Below are 18,116 nucleotides of genomic sequence, written 5' to 3' on the forward strand. Positions count from 1 at the left end.
GCACAAAGCTAGGCAACTCAATTGAGGATGTCAGAATTCGCACCATGCGAACGTTTTCGGTGATCGCGCTAGTCTCTTCATGCATTGTCTTTTTCGTTTTCTCGCTACGTTTAGTGTGGCAAGAAGAGGCTCAAATCGAGAATCACCTAAAATCATATAAAGGGGTGGCACAGCAGTTTTACCGCCTTCTTTCTCCAGAAGGCAGCCTCAAGCTGTCAGAAAACGTAACGGCCTACTATGGTGAGGCAGACTTTACCGACCAATTGAAAAAGCTACCGCCAATGGCGTTGGAAACGGTCGATCGTCAACGGTTTGAGATTAGACTATCTGAAGAGGATATTCTTATTCCCGGTGTGCTCGTCTACCACTTTGCCTTTGAAGACCTGGGGAAAACCATTCCTACTTACATCACCATCAGCTCATTTGACATGGACCTGTGGGACGACAGTTGGGGCGTATTGATGGCAATCTCTACGCTGTTGATGATCGGCCTGATCATAGTATTGCGGATTACACTCAAGCGAGTGTTCGACCAACTAATGGCGCCCATTTCAGAGCTCAGTACTCAACTCACTAAACTTGAATCTGACAACTTCAAAGTACCCGACCACACGGTTGATGAGTTGCAGATGCTCACCTCGCACCTCAACAGTTACTCGACAATGAAAGACAGGCTTGCCAAACAAGAGATGATGTTTGCGAAATACGCTAGCCACGAATTGAAAACACCGATCTCAATTGTTATTGGCGCAGCAGAATTACAAGCTATGAAGCCCGATGATCCTGTATTTCAAGCTAAGCAACGAGAACGTATTCTTGGAGCCGCAAACGGCATGAGTTCTACTGTTGAAGTACTACTGAACATCGTTAAGCAAGAGAACTCTTCAACGGACAAAACACTTACAGCGATTAGCCAAGAATCCATCGATGTATCGAAGTACTACGGGATGCTAGCTGCAGGCGTGGAGTTAGTTCTGAATGTTGAGCCAAACACCACGCTCAACATGCCGCTACCGTTGGTGAATATGGTATTAAAGAACTACATTGAAAATGCGATTCGATTTACCACACAAGGTAAGATTGTAGTGACCATCAACTCCAACACGATTTCGGTTTCAGATACTGGCTCAGGGCTGAATGATGATACAAAAACGGAACACGGCCTTGGCCTAATCATTGTAAAACGCATCGGAGACAGTTACGGCTGGACATCCACACTGATCGATAACGCCCAGTCGGATACGAGCCTACATCCCGCGGGCTGCACTGCAACTTTTGCTCGAAACGATGTATAAAAGCTGCATCTATTCAAAAGCGATTCTTACAAGAACCTGCGTATACAAAAAAGGACATCAAATGATGTCCTTTCCCAATAAACCGAAAGTAAAACACTAAGACTTTCCTTTCACACCGCACCCTTTTATCACTAATTGGGTGATGAACTCAGCGGCTTCTTCGTAGTCTTTGTCATCAAGCTGCTCTTTCTGCATCACGCTGCAAATCTGCCAGCCAAAGTCAGCGTAGGTTTGGGTTGCAGCCCAGATGGTAAACATCAGGTGGTGTGCGGGAACTTCATCCATCAAGCCTTGTGCAGACCAGGTCGAGAATTTATCAAGGATCATCTGCGATTGCTTATACAGCTCATCGCCAATCTCTTTTGGCAACACCTTAGCGCCCGACATCACTTCATTGGCAAACACTTTAGAGGCGTATGGATGGTCGCGAGAAATGATGAGCTTAGTCTGAATATACTGAGATAAAGCTTCAACAGGATCGCAGAGATCTTCAATTGGGCGAGACGCTTCCAATAATGGTTGAGTGACAGTTTCAAGCACGGCATTGTAGAGCTTATCTTTGGAGCTGAAGTAATAGAATACATTGGGCTTGGGAATGTCAGCAGCTTTAGCGATATCTGCCATTTTTGTCGCAGCATAACCATGAGTCGCAAATTGTTCGCACGCGACTTCGATGATTAAATCTTGATTCTTTTGTCTGATCCTAGACATATTGCATCCTTTACAACTCATTACTTAAGCCATAGTAATCAACGTGCTTCATTAGTCCAGAAGATAATGCCATAACTCAACCCCAGCGCTTATCTCATCTGACGAAACACTGCCAGCATCGATAAAATCAAAATGGCCGCCTTGATGTCAGTACACCGGCGACCATTTGAACACTCTGAGACCAACTCACAACAGACGAGTTTGCAGACTACAAGATCAATATAGCCCTGAAATCATTGACATTAGTTAGCGTTGGGCCTGTCGTAAGAAGCACATCAACTTGCTTGAAGAAGTCGTAGCTGTTGTTCGCGTCAAGGTAGTCTTGCGCTTTAAGCGACAGGTTCGAACCTTGCTGCCATGTTTGAGGAGTGATCCATGCACCGGCGTTATCTTCTACACCATCTATACCATCAGTATCGGCAGCCAGAGCAAATATATTGTCTTGACCTTTAAGTTCGTTATACAAGCTTAAAAGGAATTCACAATTTCGCCCGCCACGACCATTTCCTTTAACCGTCACCGTGGTCTCACCACCTGAAAGCAGCACGCAAGGCGTCTCGAATGGATGTTTATTATTAGCAACTTGTTTGGCCAAAGCAGCATGAACCTTCGCCACTTCTCGCGCTTCTCCTTCAATACAGTCACTCAATACGTAAGCGGGAATCCCCAAACCTTCAGCTTCTGCAGCGGCAGATTCTAATGCTGACATTGGAGTAGCGATAATATGATGCTCTGCATTCTTCCAACACACATCATCCGGCTTAACGGTCTCTGACTCAGGGTTATTGAGCCATTCAAATGCCGAGCGTGGTGTTTCAATTTGGTAGCGTTCTAAGATTGCCATTGCATCAAAACGAGTGGTGGTGTCAGGTACGGTTGGGCCAGAGGCAATCACACTAATATCGTCTCCCGGCACATCTGATATTGCCAAAGACACAACTCTTGCTGGGTAGGCGGCTTTGGCAAGTCGACCACCTTTGATTGAAGATAAATGCTTACGAACGCAATTCATCTCATCAATGGCTGCACCCGACTTAAGCAGCGCTTTATTGATTTGTTGCTTCTCTGCCAAACTGATATCGCCACCCGGTAGACTCAATAGAGCGGAGCCTCCACCCGACAACAAGCAGATCACCGTGTCATCGGCGCTAAGATCATTGACGAGTTGCAACATACGTTGACTCACTTCTAAACCCATCGCGTCTGGAACTGGGTGCGCCGCTTCGATCACCTCAATGTGTTCGCAAGGAGCCGTGTGCTCATAGCGAGTCACGACCAAACCTTCAAGGTCACGCAGTGCAAGATCTTGTTGCTTCTTTGTTTGCCATACGGCTTCAAGCTCCGCCGCCATTGACGCTGCAGCTTTTCCCGCTCCGATCACGACAGTGCGCCCAGCTTGATTAGCAGAGCGATAAAAAATGTCTTGAGGTAGAAAAGGTTCGATGTGATTTTTTGGTAGTGCCTCATTTACAGCACTTGAGAAAAGGGTTTGCAGAAACTGCTTAGCATCAATGTCCATCAGCCACTCCTTAGTTGACGGAGAAAAAAAGAACCCCGATACAAGGCGAAAGGGTGCCTGCTAAGATTAAGTTGGAAAGGAACAACTTCAACCTCTGCCTCGTATCAGGAACGCGTATAAAAGGAGACGAAACTACGCGATTTATAAACAAACTGTTTGAAACTGGTGGGCTCGCACATCGCAGCTCTATCGAGGCGCAAAGTAGATTCACGATTCGACATTACATGTAATGGGAGCCCAGATTCATTGGCCCTAGACCCTATTTAAGTAAAAAGACCAATGAATTGTTGACGGATAAACCGTTAACTAGATTAACGAATCGAGTGATCAGAACGTTTCTCAATCGCTTGAATAAGCGCAGAGTGGTCCCAACCTTCACCGCCCATTTCGGCACACTCGCCAAACAACTTCTGAGCGTTCGCCGTATTCGGTAGTGCAACACCTAATTCTTGTGCGCCCGTTAGCGCCAGATTCAGGTCTTTCTGGTGAAGCGAGATCCTAAAGCCCGGGTCAAAGGTGCCTTCAACCATGCGCTCACCGTGCACTTCCAAGATCTTAGAGTTAGCAAAGCCGCCCAATAGAGCCTGACGTACGCGTGCTGGATCGGCACCGGCTTTTGAAGCAAAAACTAACGCTTCAGACACCGCTTCGATATTCAGAGCAACGATGATCTGGTTAGCCACCTTACACGTTTGGCCTGCACCGTTATCACCCACCAGCGTGATGTTCTTACCCATGATTTCAAATAACGGACGGGCTTTATCAAAGGCGTCTTGCTCACCGCCAACCATGATAGTCAGCGCCGCATTGATAGCGCCTACTTCGCCGCCTGATACCGGTGCATCTAGGTATGAAGCGCCGCCTTCGTTAATTCGCGCTGCAATTGCTTTGGTCGCGATTGGCGAGATTGAACTCATATCGATAACCAGTTTTCCAGTTGCGCCACCTGCGGCGAGACCTTGCTCGACACCGTTATCACCAAACAGGACATCTTCCACTTGAGGCGTATTCGGCACCATTAGGATAATGACATCCGCCACCTCTGCCGCTTCCGCGGGTGAATGACAAACTGTTGCGCCAGCGGCAACGAGATCAGCTGGTGCTGCATTAAAATGATCCGAAAGAATCAAATCGTGACCTGCTTTTTGAAGGTTACTCGCCATAGGTTTACCCATGATGCCAGTTCCGATAAATGCAATTTTAGACATGTTGTTCTCCTTAACGTTTGAGGGTTACCAGACGCAATTAACGGTACTGGTGTAGCCAACCGAGGCCTTCTGTCGTTGTTGTTTTCGGCTTATATTCGCAGCCAACCCAACCTTGATAGCCAAGCTCATCAAGATAGTTGAGCACGAATGGGTAGTTGATTTCGCCAGTACCCGGTTCGTGTCGGCCTGGGTTATCAGCCAGTTGCACGTGTGCGATTTGGCCAATGTTCTGCTGCATGGTCGGCGTTAAATCGCCTTCCATAATTTGCATGTGATAAATATCGTATTGGATAGAAAGGTTATCGCTCCCTACCTCTTTGATGATCGCTTTGGCTTGCTCGGTGGTGTTCAAGAAGAAGCCCGGAATATCGCGGGTATTGATCGCTTCGATCACTAAGCGGATACCTTCTGCTGCTAGCGCGTTCGCCGCGTAATGCAGGTTAATCACAAATGCCGATTGCGCATCTTGTTGGGTCACACCTTGTGGAACAATCCCTGCCAAGCAATTCACTTGAGTACAACCCAGTGTTTTTGCGTAAGCGATGGCTTTAGGTACACCCGCTTGAAACTCTTCAACTCGTGCTGGGTCGACCGCGATACCACGGTCGCCAGCGTCCCAATCACCCGCGGGCAGGTTAAATAGCACTTGCTCTAGGTCATTAGCGTCGAGCTTTGCTTTGATTACCTGAGCATCAAAGGCGTAAGGGAAAAGGTATTCCACGCCTTGAAAGCCCGCTTCTGCGGCGGCTTCAAAGCGATCCATAAAATCAACTTCCGTGAATAACATTGACAAGTTTGCTGCAAATTTTGCCATGACTCTGTCCTTATTCTTTATTTGGTGAAACTATGACTGTTTAGTGAAGCCTCGCTCAATTGGAGACTTTCCGTAGAGCTAAGCCTCTGCTCTACGGATACACATGACTTAATGATTACTTGTACGCTAGCGCCGTTGGGGCATCGCCGCGGCTTTCAGCAAGTGGCTCAAATTCGTTGATGGCATTAATCTCAACGCCCATCGCAATGTTGGTTACTCGCTCAAGAATCAACTCAACAACAACCGGTACTTTATGCTTGTTCATCAGCTCTTTTGCTTGCTCAAACGCAGCAGCAATTTGCTCTGGTTCACGAACTCGAATCGCTTTACAGCCTAAACCTTCAACAACCGCAACATGGTCAACCCCGTAGCCTTCAAGCTCTGGCGCGTTCTGATTATCAAACGCCAGTTGTACACAGTAATCGATATCAAATTGGCGCTGTGCTTGGCGAATCAAACCTAGATACGAGTTGTTTACCAACACATGAATGTATGGCAGGTTGAATTGTGCACCTACCGCCAGTTCTTCGATCATGAATTGGAAATCGTAATCTCCAGAGATAGCGACAATATCCCGATTTGGATCGGCCGCTCGCACGCCTAATGCGGCTGGTGTTGTCCAACCTAGCGGACCAGCCTGACCACAGTTGATCCAGTTACGCGGCTTATAAACATGCAGGAACTGAGCGGCGGCGATTTGCGACAAACCAATGGTGCTCACATAGCAAGTATCACGACCAAATGCCTTGTTCATCTCTTCATAAACACGCATCGGCTTCATTGGCGCTTCATCGAAATTGGTTTTACGCAGCATAGTCGATTTGCGTTCCTGACACTCGCTTGCCCAAGCATTTCGGTTTGGCAGCTTGCCAGCGTCACGCCACTCTTGCGCCACTTCAACCATTAGCTCAAGTGCTGCTTTCGCATCAGAGACAATACCTAAATCAGGACAGAACACGCGGCCGATTTGGGTCGGTTCAATGTCGACGTGTACGAACTTTCGGCCTTCGGTGTAAACATCCACAGAGCCGGTATGACGGTTTGCCCAGCGGTTACCTACCCCAAACACAAAGTCGGAGTTGAGCATGGTTTCGTTACCGTAACGGTGGGACGTTTGTAGCCCTACCATGCCTGCCATTAAGTCATGATCATCTGGGATAGAGCCCCAACCCATCAAGGTTGGGATCACTGGTACACCCGTAATCTCAGCAAACTGTTGGAGCAATTCAGATGCGCCAGCGTTAATCACACCACCACCGGACACAATCAGCGGCTTTTCCGATTGAGACATCATGGTTAATGCTTTCTCAACCTGCGCACGTGTTGCTTGTGGCTTATAAGGTTCTAGCGGTTCATAGGTATCGATATCAAACTCAATCTCAGCCAGTTGAACATCAACCGGTAGATCAATCAGGATTGGACCAGGGCGACCCGAGCGCATTAAATGAAAGGCTTTTTGAAATGCGCGTGGCACTTGTGCAGGTTCCAGTACCGTGGTTGCCCACTTAGTCACAGGTTTAGCGATAGATTCAATGTCGACCGCTTGGAAATCTTCTTTATGAAGACGAGCACGTGGCGCTTGGCCTGTGATGCATAGAATTGGAATCGAATCTGCAGACGCAGAATAAAGACCCGTGATCATGTCCGTTCCCGCAGGGCCAGAAGTACCAATACACACACCTATATTACCTTGATTGGTACGTGTGTAGCCTTCTGCCATATGGGATGCACCCTCTACGTGGCGAGCTAAGACGTGGTCGATTCCTCCGAGCTTTTTCATAGCCGCATACATAGGGTTTATTGCTGCGCCGGGAACACCAAATGCGATGTCTACACCTTCACGTTTAAGCACTTCTACCGCTGCTTCAATCGCTTTCATAATTGCCATTCGAACCTCCAGTTCAGATTGTATACAATTAAACTAACTTTTGTGTACTATGAACCATCCTCGCTATTTATCAACCCCCAAATGAAACAATTTTGTTACACTCCACTGCCACTTTGAGTAAGCACCCACCCTGAAAAGCTTACAATTCATTGCTTTACATAAAATATCTTTACGTAAAAATAAATCCAAAAAAGACCAAATGATAAATAAATGTTAAATACCCTTTGCTTGTTTACAATTTATGCAATATAAATATCCTTAAAAAGAGCATTTTGTATACAAAATAGCATCGTATTGTTCAAAGGAGACAACAATGATGAATGACGTAAAAGAGAGAGAAGAAGTACAGTGTATGCAGGTACTCGGGAATATGGACAACTCCGAGTACAAAGAGATCTTGTCTAAAGATGCAGTAAAATTCTTAGAAGCTCTCGTCAATAAGTTTGGAGATCGCCGTCATGCCCTGCTAAGTGACCGCGACATAAAACAAACTCAATATGACGAGGGTGAGTTACCCAATTTCAGAAAAGACACCATTTCCATTCGTCAGAATAAAGAGTGGAAAGTGGCAACGCCGCCACCAGAGTTGCTCGATCGCCGCGTAGAGATCACCGGCCCCATCGAAAGAAAGATGGTGATCAACGCTCTAAACTCAGGCGCGAAAGTCTTCATGTGTTGCTTTGAGGATGCGTCCTCCCCGACTTGGGCCAATATGGTCGAAGGACAAATCAACCTAAGAGATGCCAACCTTGGCACCATTAGTTACTTCGATGAGAAAAAGCAAAAGCGCTACCAGTTAAATAACGACCCAGCGCTACTGATTGCTCGCCCACGTGGCATTCATTTACCAGAGCAGTCTATCCAATTCAACAATCAGCCTATCGGCGGTTGCTTGATGGACTTCGCTTTGTACTTTTTCCATAACTATCAATCACGAGCACAAAAAGGTTTAGGGGTTTATTACTACATTCCAAAACTTGAAAGTATGGAAGAAGCACAATGGTGGGACGACATTTTCAGCTTCACCGAAAACTATTTCCACGTACCCAAAGGCACTATTCGCGCGACAGTATTGATCGAAACGCTACCAGCCGTATTCCAAATGGAAGAGATCTTGTATGCAATGCGCGATCATATCGTAGCGATGAACTGTGGCCGTTGGGATTACATCTTCAGCTACATCAAAACGCTGAAGAACCATAAAGACCGCATTCTGCCAGATCGTCACGGAATCGGCATGGATCAAGAATTCCTCAACGCCTATAGCCAACTGTTGGTACGAACTTGTCATGCTCGTGGTGCGTTAGCAATGGGTGGCATGTCAGCCTTTATTCCTGCGAAAGATCCGCAAGAAATGGCGCGTGTGACAGCCAAAGTAATTGAAGACAAACAGAGAGAATCACAAAACGGACACGATGGTACTTGGGTCGCGCACCCTGCACTGGTTGATTTAGCGATGTCGATATTCGATAAGCACCTTGATGGCAAAGTAAACCAAATGGATTTCCAAAGCCCAGAGCATGTGATTAATGCTGATACGCTACTCAAACCTTGTGAAGGCAGTCGCGACGAAGCAGGCGTACGCAAAAACATACGCATTGCGCTGTATTACATCGAAGCTTGGATTCAAGGCTACGGTTGTGTGCCTATCTATGGCCTTATGGAAGATGCTGCGACCGCTGAGATATCGAGAGCCAACATCTGGCAATGGATCCACCACGGGGTAACACTCGATGATGGCCAAACTTTTACCAAATCACTATTCCACTCTTGGCTTTACCAAGAGCTAGACACCATAAAACATGAAGTCGGAGACTCGCGCTATGCAGAAGGTCGATTTGAAGAGACAGCTGATCTTTTCTATCAACTTTCTACCGCCGATGAGTTCGCTGCCTTCCTAACTTTACCCAGCTATGGGCTATTACAAGAGTCCAGTTAGGACTCTTGTACCGAGCTGAATCAGGCAATGATATTCACCAACAAGAGTAGTGATTGACTGACTTAGCTTGGTACACAGCCCCTTGAAAAACTAGGAGATAACATGGGAAGTTTGACTCTACAACAAGCGTTAACCATCATTGATGGCACCTTAAAAGCAGGAAACAAGATCCACACTGAACCTTTGACGGTCGCCGTCTTAGACAGCGGTGGCAAACTGATTTCTTTGCAACGTCAAGACGGCTCTAGCATGATGCGACCAGACATCGCGATCGCTAAAGCGTGGGGGGCACTCGCACTGGGCTGTTCCTCTAGAAAACTCGCCCAAGATGCTGACAACCGACCTGCATTTATCTCCGCCGTAAACGTACTCGCACATGGAAACATGGTGCCAGTACCTGGGGGGCTACTGATTCGAGATAAGGATAAAACGGTACTGGGTGCTATCGGGGTAAGCGGTGATATTTCAGACATCGACGAGAGCTGCGCCATCAATGGTATTGGTTGTGCAGAGCTATTCAGTGACGAGATGCTCCAAGCTTAACTCGCCAATTCTCTGTACTTGAAACTCTTAGACAGGAACAAAAAACCGAAGCTATTAGGCTTCGGTTTTTTAATGAATCTAAAGAAAGATCAGCAAAACTATTCGTAAGCACTCAGCCACGTTTTCAGGAGTTGGTTAGTGTTCTTCTTCTGACTCGCAGACAGGGATTTAACCAGCTTCTTCTGCATTTCGACATGCTCAGTCATCATTTGGTCAATCAGAATGAGACCATCTTTGGTTAACTGAACACTCACACTACGTCGGTCTTCTTTGCTGTGCTCACGGCTGATCAACCCTTTAGCTTCAAGTTTATCAAGGCGATTGGTCATCGCGCCAGATGTCAGCATCATCGAGCCGATCAGTTCAGATGGCGTCAGTCGGTAAGGTTTTCCAGAACGTCGCAAGGTGGCTAATACATCGAACTCACCCAATTTCATGTCGTATTTTTTATGAAGCTCGGCAACTTGCGTCTCCATATACTTGGCAATTCGCATAATCCGGCCCATCATTGCCATAGGCTCAGTTTCTAGCTCAGGCTTTTCCTTTGCCCATTGCTCTACTACGCGGTCGATAGCATCCATTTGCAATCTCGCTCCGTTGTTAGTCTGATTACTTTAAACTAGTTTAACATAAAGATACTTTACAACCACTAGTTCTCAGTATACAGTTCACACAACAATTATCTTAACGTAAAGATATTTTAGATGAACATATTATTAGCAATGATCCCCGCGTTCTTTTGGGGAACAACCTATGCAGTGACGCAGTTTACGCTACAGGAATGGCCACCATTATTACTGGGTGCTTTGCGTGCGTTACCTGCTGGTTTGTTATTGCTAGCAGTAAAACCTACACTGCCTAAAAAAGGCGAGTGGCAGATCATTTTCACATTGGGCCTTATCAATATTGCGACCTTCTTTGGCTTGATCTTTGTGATGGCATTAACGCTACCGTCAGCGATTTCTGGCGTGGGTATGATCTCTGTACCTGTATTTGCGATGATCTTTCACTGGGTCGTGAAAAAGCAACGCCCACATTTGATTCAAGCCTTGTCTGGTATTGGCTTAATCACGTTGGCGTGGGTGCTATTTAACCCGAGTCAGATAGCATTGAACCCAATCGGTTTGGGTGCCATGTTCGCCGCAATCATGTGTATCGTTATCGGCAGCAGTATTACCAAGTCACTGGGTAATCGCATGCACTGGTGGAAGGTATTAACGTGGCAACTGATTTTGGGCGGTACGATTTTGTCTGTCGCGTCTGGCGTTCATGCCTTCATCGACCCACAACCTTATGTGAATGCGGTAACTCATTTCGACACTCGTAATGCGATGGGATTGGTTTGGGTGATTGGGCTAAATACGGCACTTGGTTACGGCATGTATGTGTGGTTGCTGCAACGTATGTCTGTGGTTGATTTCACCTTCGGTGGCATCGCTAACCCAGTAGCAGGTATCGTGACTGGCATGGTGTTGATGGGTGAATCGTTTACTCCTGTGCAGTATTCACTAATGACAGGTATGATCGTGATGTCGCTGCTCCCACAACTTATTTTGGCAATTAGACAGTCCAAGCAAATTAAACCTGTTACTCAATAGCAAGCGCATATAGAAAATACCTATTCCAGAGCCCAACAAACCCGCCGAGTGCGGGTTTTGTTTTATTAGCATCACATCTATATAAGTTTTCTATTTGTTCTCAAGCGGTTACCAACTTATGATTAAAGAACTCATAATCATTCGGTGCTCCTTATGGCAAAAGATCTATTCTCGAACTTAGATTTAAATTTACTTCGCACTTTTATCATTCTTCATCAAGAAAGAAACATGCGTAAAGCCTCCGAGCGCCTATTCGTATCTCAGCCAGCGATAAGTAAAGCTCTACAACGATTACGCGATCATTTCGACGATGAACTATTTGTCAAAACGCATCACGGCTTACGCGCAACTGAACACGCGAATATGTTGGCTGAGAGTATTTCACCTATCTTGGATGACCTATCCTCGGCACTCAATAATAGTAATGAGTTCGATCCTAGTGAATTACGCGGTCCATTGAAATTAGCTTTGTCTCCATTTCTTCTAAGTTCACTATCTAGTAAGCTGTTCAATGCAATTCGTTCTCAAGCTCCACACGTTCAAGTTCAGCTATTAAATTGGTCTAAAACAACGATGTCAGACATCATCAATGATGAAGTTCTGATTGGCTTTAATTATGAAATTAACCACGCCCCAAAAGAACTATTACAACAACCGATCGCACAAGACAGCTTTAAGGGCTATCTAAGAGAAGGGCATCCTTACCAGAAAGATTTCATTGAAATCAAAGATGGTGTGAAGTTTGAACTGGCGACGATCATTGCTATAGACTGGAATTCTCATCAAACAATTGCTGAAAAAATTCTAAAAATCAAAGGACTTGAAGCCAGAATAGGCTTTCGTTCCGAGCTGCCATCAGCTGTTATCGACGTAGTGCAAAACTCCGATATGATGTTTCCCGCCTCGAAGTTTTTAGGGATAGAGAAGAAAACCTCTTTACGAGCTATCGATATCTTGTTTGATAACAAAGATATTAACCCTGTTGTTTGTGCTTATTTTCATCACAAGAATCGAAACAGCCCAACAACGCTATGGCTCAAAAAGATACTGGATAACCTTCTCAATAATAACCAGTAGTTATCACACCCTTTCCAAAATTTTATTAATAACTAAGCGTTAAGGCCGCTATTCCTGTAAGGGATTAGAGGCTTTTTTGTGCAATCCATATACTTCTCTCATCGGCTAGGAACGCCATCGAGCCCAACAGAAGAAATACCAAGGCCTGCAGAACTTCGTTAAAAACAAAACTTACCTCAAGAACAACGTCAAACACTAAAACAAACAATTAAAGATCTAGCTAGCCATAGCTAATAAAAACAAATGTAAACTCAAGGAAGCCGCTTATTAGCGGCTTCCTTACTGTCACCCTTTGAAACTATTGCCAATTACCATCAACTACAAGCATTAAACTATCATGAGCTAAGCCTAATCTTTCAAACTTCAAAGGCAGGAGACAACCGGAGTCATTCAAACCACTGAAGAAATCAACATCAACGCAGAAGTTGACTCGGAAGGTTATCTAGAAATAGGTACTAGTTACATTCCAATGGCAGTGTCGAACTAGGTTTCAACCTGCGTTTTTAAGTTTACCGTTTCGTGTGGTAGCTCTCTCCCCTTTATAGTTTATTTGAATAAAGGGGCTTTTTACTTCATGTAGTAGCCTTTCCAATCAGTTGCGAATACCGTAATCGACTTAAATCAATTTCGCCTCTTCTTCCTCAATTTTAACTTTCCATCGTTCAATAAAAACCTCACAAAGAATGATGCCTTTAAGTTAATCTATTTTTATGAAAATTATTTACCCAAAAAGATTGTATTAGAGATTTAATTTCTACTTTTAATGTCAATTAGAGACAAAAAGACAAAATTTTTCTCCGGTGACCTACTTATACTGTGCCACGTCATTAAGGCGCTACAAGCCTATGATTTAAAATAATTATTAATGAGTAGTCACTATGAATTCGAAGTCGCTAACTATCTTGCTTTTTGTCTCTGTTTGCTTAATTTGGGGAACCACTTGGTTCGCTATGGAAGTGGCATTGCATTCTATCCCACCAATTTTTGCTACCGGACTGCGCTTTTTGCTTGCAGCCCCACTGCTTGCAGTATTAGCGAAAGTCTTCAATCAACCTTTGCTATTCCCTAAGGGCAAGCGTCAATGGCTGCTTATTGTGGCGCTAATGTATTTCGCAATTCCGTTCACTTTGATGATCTATGGTGAGCAATACATCTCTTCTGGTTTGGCTTCGATCATCTTCGCCAACATGCCAGTCGCTGTGATGCTAATGTCTGGCTTATTCTTAGGTCTACGACTAGCGAAGCATCAAATATTCGGCTTAGTCACAGCTGTTGTGAGCCTATGTTTGATCCTTGGCAACGAAATGCAGATGGGGGGTGATGACTACTTTATCGGAACAGTTTGCTTAGGCCTTGCGGTTGCGATTCACGCGGTGATGTACGTGTTGGTTCAAAAGCACTGTAAAGGCATCGAGGTACTAACTTACAACGCTGTGCCGAGTTTTATTGCTGCGATTTTCTTGTTTGCTGTATCGGCAGCAGGTGAAAACGTGAATGTTGAATCTTTCACTTGGGATTCAATTTCAGCTGTAGTTTATCTAGGTCTTGTGGCGAGTGTCGGCGGTATTGTGGCTTACTTTAAACTAGGGCAGGTTTCGACACCGTTCCAAGCATCAATTTGTTTCCTTATTTTCCCAGTGGTTGCGCTGCTGATCTCTTGTTACATCAATGGTGAAGTTCTATCTGAACAGTCTCTACTTATGATGATCCCTCTACTTTGTGGCATCTTACTGACCAAGGCACCAAAGGGAATCTTCAAGTTACGCACAGGGTTAAAAACCGTAAGAAGCTAATCCTACTGGAACCTATTTGCTCGATTAGCTCTCTCAACCTAACACATATAAAAAAGCTCCAATATCGCTATTGGAGCTTTTTGTTTATCTCATCAGATTGAAACCAATTTAGCGCCAGCTAAACAACCGAACTTCATTGCCCTCTTCAGGCTTTTTAGGAATATTTAAAGACAGCGCCAAAGAAACCGCCGCCATCACTGCACCAATGTAAAAAACCGTTGCAGGGGACGATAACCAAATAACACCAAATACGACTGGAATAACGACCGCGGCAATATGATTAATGGTGAAAGAGACACCAGCTGTTGATGCCATGTCTGCCGGGTCGGCAATCTTCTGGAAGTAGGTTTTGATTGCTAGAGCTAAAGCAAAAAACAGGTGATCGACAACATACAATGCTGCCGCCCATTCCGCCGTTTGTACTAAGGCATACCCGACGAACACACCGATCAAACCGACATACTCGAAGATCAACGCCTTGCGCTCGCCAACCACACCGATAAATCGGCCAATGCGTTTTGCGAACAAGAAATTAAATAGGTAGTTGATTAAGAACAATAGCGTTATCTCAGCAGCCGAGTAACCGAACTTCTCTACCATCAAGAAGCCTGCAAACACGGTAAAGATTTGTCGTCTTGCTCCACTCATAAACGTTAATGCGTAATAGAGCCAGTAACGCTTTCTCAGCACCAACTTCTTATTCTGTTGAGTCTTGGTCTGAAACTCCGGGAAACCAAAGGTCATCACCAAAACCAAAATAAAACCAATACCGCCAGTGATGCCATACACCCAAGCAAAGTCGAGTTTAAGTTGCTCTAACATCACCCAAATAGAGCCATAAGTGATTAACGAGGCCAGTGCGCCAACCGAGATCATTTTACCCAACATCTCTGGCGCTTCTTCTTTACTCAACCATTGCAGTGACAAAGACTGCTTCAGTGTTTCAAAATAGTGAAAGCCAGTCGACATCAAAATGGTGGTCAGCAGCAAGCCAGTGAGTGAGGGAAACAGACCTGTAATCGCGGTGCCCACAGTGAGCATCGCCAGCGATATCAACATGAAACGTTGCTCACGAATGAAAGCCAGCACAAACACCACAGTAAACGCTAAGAACCCTGGGATCTCACGAACGCTTTGCAGTAAGCCAATATCCGCACCATCAAAGTTCGCTTTCTCAATCACGAAGTTATTTAGCAGAGCCATCCAGCTCGAAAACGCGATAGGTACAACAATCGAAATCAGTAATAAAAAGTTTTGTGGCGTTTTCCAGCTCGCGGTTGATACACTCATGACAACAAAATCCTAAATTGTAATCCAGTATCATACTCCGGTTTTATGACAATTAACAAACGATTAACTTTTATGCTTTTGATATTTATAAGAGCTACAAATAGAGTCTGGAGAAAGCTATAGACTGGGTAAATAGTCTTTAATATGGAAGGGAATCGAATAAGAAGGGAGAAAATCTCCCTTCTTTGATGCAAAAAACCTTTAAAGACCTTTATAAAAGGTTAACCACTCGCCTCGCTCTAAGCCGCTAACATTTACTCCAGTGATACCACTCGAGGTTGTTGCGTTAGAAGGAGAAAATGAAAGGTTAACATTTTTGAATTTATCAGAGATGCTACTTTCCGTTCCTGTTTGAGAAAGAATGTAGCCCAAGTTAGTAGAGTTCCAGCTCGAGTTTCCACTGTATTCCCATTTTTTTAGGAGTTCTTTTGTTACCAGTTGGCTGCCAACTTTAAGAGCCGGACCACTAATATTTCGGAATTGATAGTAATCCACTCCTGAAGAAGTTAATGCAATCACTTTTTCAGCCAATACGTATAAAGAGTTAATTGCCGAGCTGCTCAACACCTCTTTCACTACCAAGGTTCTATTCTTGTTATCAACGATATAGAGAGTGTTCGCTGTAGCAACCGCACTTATAGTGCCATCCTTCGATGTTGCTATCTTACTGATGGTGGAATCAACATCCAACTCCCCAAGTACCGTTTGCTGAATCGAGTTTGAAACCCATTCAAGCTTGTTGCTGTCTAGCCCCAACAAAATTTGCTGGTTCGCTACAATATTGGCGGTTTTCAGGTTCAACTTATCAATCGTCATCTTGGTGGATAAGTTAGTTGTATTGATAACCTCAGCCGCTAAATTGGCGCTCGAAAAATAATTTTTGTAAACAATCAAAGCTTCACTCTGATCATACGATGGCATGATTTGAGGTGAAGAAGATTTAAGAGTATGACGCCAACTTTTCATAGTTAACTTGTCGGCGCTTAACGATTTCAGCTCTTGCTGCGAGTAAATCGAACTGCCAGTATTTTTAACTGCCAATAACGAACCACTTTGTAGTAGTGGAATCACTTTTGTAAAGTTATCGTTGAGGCATGATTGACTAGAATCAGGAGTTTCAGCAGGTTTAGGTTTCGGCGTAGGAATTGGCGGTAGTGTTCCCCCACTTCGGCTACTGTAGCTATCAATCTTAAACGACTTTGCACCACTATTATTATTGGTACTGGTTAGACTCGATAAGAAAATGCCATTAGCACCTTTACTATTACAAATATCACTCACCGTCGGTGAAGCGTAAGACGTAGGCTTATAAACTTTATAGGCTTGGCTACCATTCAGTGCAGGTACTAGCTGAATGATTTCATTAGACTCTACCGGTATCTCTACGCCCCCAGTTCCGCCTCCATGGTGGTCATCATCATCGTCGTCATCGTCGTCATCATGATCATCGTAATCGTCGTCGTACGAACGAATACCAACCACATCAAAACTCGCTTGGGAAGCAAGGTCACCATCAATTGTCACAGCCTTATTACGTGAGGAGCTATCGATTTGCATCACGACATCGTTCGCCGTTAAAAACACTATCTGACTGCTCGCTGGATTCAGAGCGATAGATTTGGCACCAGAGAATTCTGGCACCGATTGTGACCCGTGAACAACCAGAGCATCCTCTATTTGCAAGTGCCTTGAAGCAGTGCCAGCGACATCGACATCTGATAGGTCTAGCGTTTTATGCTCGATCATGAGGTCGAGAGCATGGGCAATATTTGTGTATGCAGCTTGCTTTCCGTCAGTTTGTGCTTTTTTCAGCGATTTTAGCAACACATTAGATTTATCTTTAGGTCCATATGTTGTGTCTAGTGACGCAAAATTAATACCGACATGATCACCTAATTTACTTTGAAGCGATGCTTTAGCCTGCTCTACATCGTTGCTAACCGTTGGATTAAACATCATCTCGCTATGGATCAAAGTCGTGAAAGGCGTCACCAAATCCATACCGGGAGAAGCGGTTAAAATTGCACCATTATATTGCCTCTGTTTTGCATACCCTGAAACGTCTGAAATGAGCTTTTCTTGCTCACTGCATACACCATTCAGATCTGCATCAGCACATACTAATGAACTTTGAAAAGCATGGCCTGAAGTAGTAGATCCAACAGGGTTTTCGCCATCAGAACCGCCTCCGCATCCTGCGACCATTAAGGCACTAGATATAGCTAGTGACAATTTGCATACTAAAAATTTATTGCGCATTTTTTCGACCGATTCTCCTAGTTTATTGTTGTATGGGTAGTATTTTATTTTTCTATTAAATCACTTAACCAAATAAAAGATCAAATGATATTGATAACTACTATCATTTAAATTAATATTCTCAGCCTTTCTTGCGGGTAATTTATAAATCTTTGGAGTTCAAGTGGTAAGGAATCCATACA

14 protein-coding genes are annotated in these 18,116 nt (G+C 44.6%); 6 read left to right on the top strand and 8 right to left on the bottom strand.

Annotated elements, in window-relative coordinates; translation table 11 throughout:
- Positions 1-44 precede the first annotated feature (44 nt).
- Positions 45-1,295 carry a sensor histidine kinase gene (locus ATB74_RS00350; RefSeq protein WP_081090081.1) on the top strand — a complete coding sequence of 417 codons (1,251 nt, stop codon included), beginning with the start codon at positions 45-47 and terminating at the stop codon, positions 1,293-1,295.
- A 96-nt stretch (positions 1,296-1,391) separates the two neighbouring features.
- Here ATB74_RS00350 and ATB74_RS00355 read toward each other — a convergent pair whose 3' ends face one another.
- The 5 genes from ATB74_RS00355 to gcl form a co-directional block, all read right to left on the bottom strand.
- Positions 1,392-2,006, bottom strand: a complete 615-nt coding sequence (locus ATB74_RS00355) for a TetR/AcrR family transcriptional regulator (protein WP_061015703.1) — start codon at positions 2,004-2,006, stop codon at positions 1,392-1,394.
- 208 nt (positions 2,007-2,214) lie between these two features.
- Entirely contained in the window at positions 2,215-3,525 is a 1,311-nt protein-coding gene (locus ATB74_RS00360) for a glycerate kinase type-2 family protein (protein WP_061015705.1), read from the bottom strand.
- Between the two features lie 311 nt (positions 3,526-3,836).
- Entirely contained in the window at positions 3,837-4,733 is an 897-nt protein-coding gene (locus ATB74_RS00365) for a 2-hydroxy-3-oxopropionate reductase (RefSeq protein WP_061015707.1), read from the bottom strand.
- A 37-nt stretch (positions 4,734-4,770) separates the two neighbouring features.
- Positions 4,771-5,547 carry a hydroxypyruvate isomerase gene (gene hyi, locus ATB74_RS00370; RefSeq protein WP_061015709.1) on the bottom strand — a complete coding sequence of 259 codons (777 nt, stop codon included), beginning with the start codon at positions 5,545-5,547 and terminating at the stop codon, positions 4,771-4,773.
- 115 nt (positions 5,548-5,662) lie between these two features.
- Positions 5,663-7,435, bottom strand: a complete 1,773-nt coding sequence (gene gcl / locus ATB74_RS00375) for a glyoxylate carboligase (RefSeq protein WP_061015712.1) — start codon at positions 7,433-7,435, stop codon at positions 5,663-5,665.
- A 313-nt stretch (positions 7,436-7,748) separates the two neighbouring features.
- Between gcl and aceB the strand changes: the two genes are divergently transcribed.
- A complete protein-coding gene (aceB, locus tag ATB74_RS00380) occupies positions 7,749-9,374 on the top strand; it encodes a malate synthase A (RefSeq protein ID WP_061015713.1) in 1,626 nt (541 codons plus the stop codon).
- A gap of 102 nt (positions 9,375-9,476) precedes the next feature.
- Complete coding sequence (locus ATB74_RS00385; RefSeq protein WP_008220964.1) at positions 9,477-9,917, top strand: GlcG/HbpS family heme-binding protein; 441 nt, start codon at positions 9,477-9,479, stop codon at positions 9,915-9,917.
- Between the two features lie 98 nt (positions 9,918-10,015).
- On the opposite strand, the gene ATB74_RS00390 is transcribed toward ATB74_RS00385, so the two are convergent.
- Positions 10,016-10,498: a MarR family winged helix-turn-helix transcriptional regulator gene (locus ATB74_RS00390; protein WP_017054932.1), complete on the bottom strand. Its 483-nt coding sequence runs from the start codon at positions 10,496-10,498 to the stop codon at positions 10,016-10,018.
- A gap of 123 nt (positions 10,499-10,621) precedes the next feature.
- Between ATB74_RS00390 and ATB74_RS00395 the strand changes: the two genes are divergently transcribed.
- The 3 genes from ATB74_RS00395 (at position 10,622) to ATB74_RS00405 (ending at position 14,385) form a co-directional block, all read left to right on the top strand.
- Positions 10,622-11,515 (top strand): DMT family transporter, encoded by an 894-nt coding sequence (locus ATB74_RS00395; protein WP_061015715.1) that lies wholly within the window; start codon positions 10,622-10,624, stop codon positions 11,513-11,515.
- Positions 11,516-11,668: 153 nt separating this feature from the next.
- Positions 11,669-12,592, top strand: a complete 924-nt coding sequence (locus ATB74_RS00400; protein WP_060980971.1) for a LysR family transcriptional regulator — start codon at positions 11,669-11,671, stop codon at positions 12,590-12,592.
- 878 nt (positions 12,593-13,470) lie between these two features.
- A complete protein-coding gene (locus ATB74_RS00405) occupies positions 13,471-14,385 on the top strand; it encodes a DMT family transporter (protein WP_061015716.1) in 915 nt (304 codons plus the stop codon).
- A 108-nt stretch (positions 14,386-14,493) separates the two neighbouring features.
- Here ATB74_RS00405 and ATB74_RS00410 read toward each other — a convergent pair whose 3' ends face one another.
- Positions 14,494-15,675, bottom strand: coding sequence for an MFS transporter (locus ATB74_RS00410; RefSeq protein ID WP_061015718.1), 1,182 nt, complete (start codon positions 15,673-15,675; stop codon positions 14,494-14,496).
- A gap of 201 nt (positions 15,676-15,876) precedes the next feature.
- Entirely contained in the window at positions 15,877-17,880 is a 2,004-nt protein-coding gene (locus ATB74_RS00415; protein WP_061015720.1) for a hypothetical protein, read from the bottom strand.
- Positions 17,881-18,116: the final 236 nt, after the last annotated feature.

This window comes from Vibrio splendidus, assembly GCF_001557875.1.
Taxonomy (GTDB): domain Bacteria; phylum Pseudomonadota; class Gammaproteobacteria; order Enterobacterales; family Vibrionaceae; genus Vibrio; species Vibrio splendidus_F.

Excerpts from the sequence above, each read along its gene's own strand:
- ATB74_RS00400 (WP_060980971.1), top strand. The coding sequence starts at position 11,669 with ATGGCAAAAGATCTATTCTCGAACTTAGATTTAAATTTACTTCGCACT.
- ATB74_RS00350 (WP_081090081.1), top strand. The coding sequence starts at position 45 with ATGCGAACGTTTTCGGTGATCGCGCTAGTCTCTTCATGCATTGTCTTT.
- ATB74_RS00410 (WP_061015718.1), bottom strand. The coding sequence starts at position 15,675 with ATGAGTGTATCAACCGCGAGCTGGAAAACGCCACAAAACTTTTTATTA.
- ATB74_RS00355 (WP_061015703.1), bottom strand. The coding sequence starts at position 2,006 with ATGTCTAGGATCAGACAAAAGAATCAAGATTTAATCATCGAAGTCGCG.
- ATB74_RS00360 (WP_061015705.1), bottom strand. The coding sequence starts at position 3,525 with ATGGACATTGATGCTAAGCAGTTTCTGCAAACCCTTTTCTCAAGTGCT.
- gcl (WP_061015712.1), bottom strand. The coding sequence starts at position 7,435 with ATGGCAATTATGAAAGCGATTGAAGCAGCGGTAGAAGTGCTTAAACGT.
- ATB74_RS00405 (WP_061015716.1), top strand. The coding sequence starts at position 13,471 with ATGAATTCGAAGTCGCTAACTATCTTGCTTTTTGTCTCTGTTTGCTTA.
- ATB74_RS00365 (WP_061015707.1), bottom strand. The coding sequence starts at position 4,733 with ATGTCTAAAATTGCATTTATCGGAACTGGCATCATGGGTAAACCTATG.
- ATB74_RS00390 (WP_017054932.1), bottom strand. The coding sequence starts at position 10,498 with ATGGATGCTATCGACCGCGTAGTAGAGCAATGGGCAAAGGAAAAGCCT.
- ATB74_RS00385 (WP_008220964.1), top strand. The coding sequence starts at position 9,477 with ATGGGAAGTTTGACTCTACAACAAGCGTTAACCATCATTGATGGCACC.
- ATB74_RS00395 (WP_061015715.1), top strand. The coding sequence starts at position 10,622 with ATGAACATATTATTAGCAATGATCCCCGCGTTCTTTTGGGGAACAACC.
- hyi (WP_061015709.1), bottom strand. The coding sequence starts at position 5,547 with ATGGCAAAATTTGCAGCAAACTTGTCAATGTTATTCACGGAAGTTGAT.
- ATB74_RS00415 (WP_061015720.1), bottom strand. The coding sequence starts at position 17,880 with ATGGTCGCAGGATGCGGAGGCGGTTCTGATGGCGAAAACCCTGTTGGA.
- aceB (WP_061015713.1), top strand. The coding sequence starts at position 7,749 with ATGATGAATGACGTAAAAGAGAGAGAAGAAGTACAGTGTATGCAGGTA.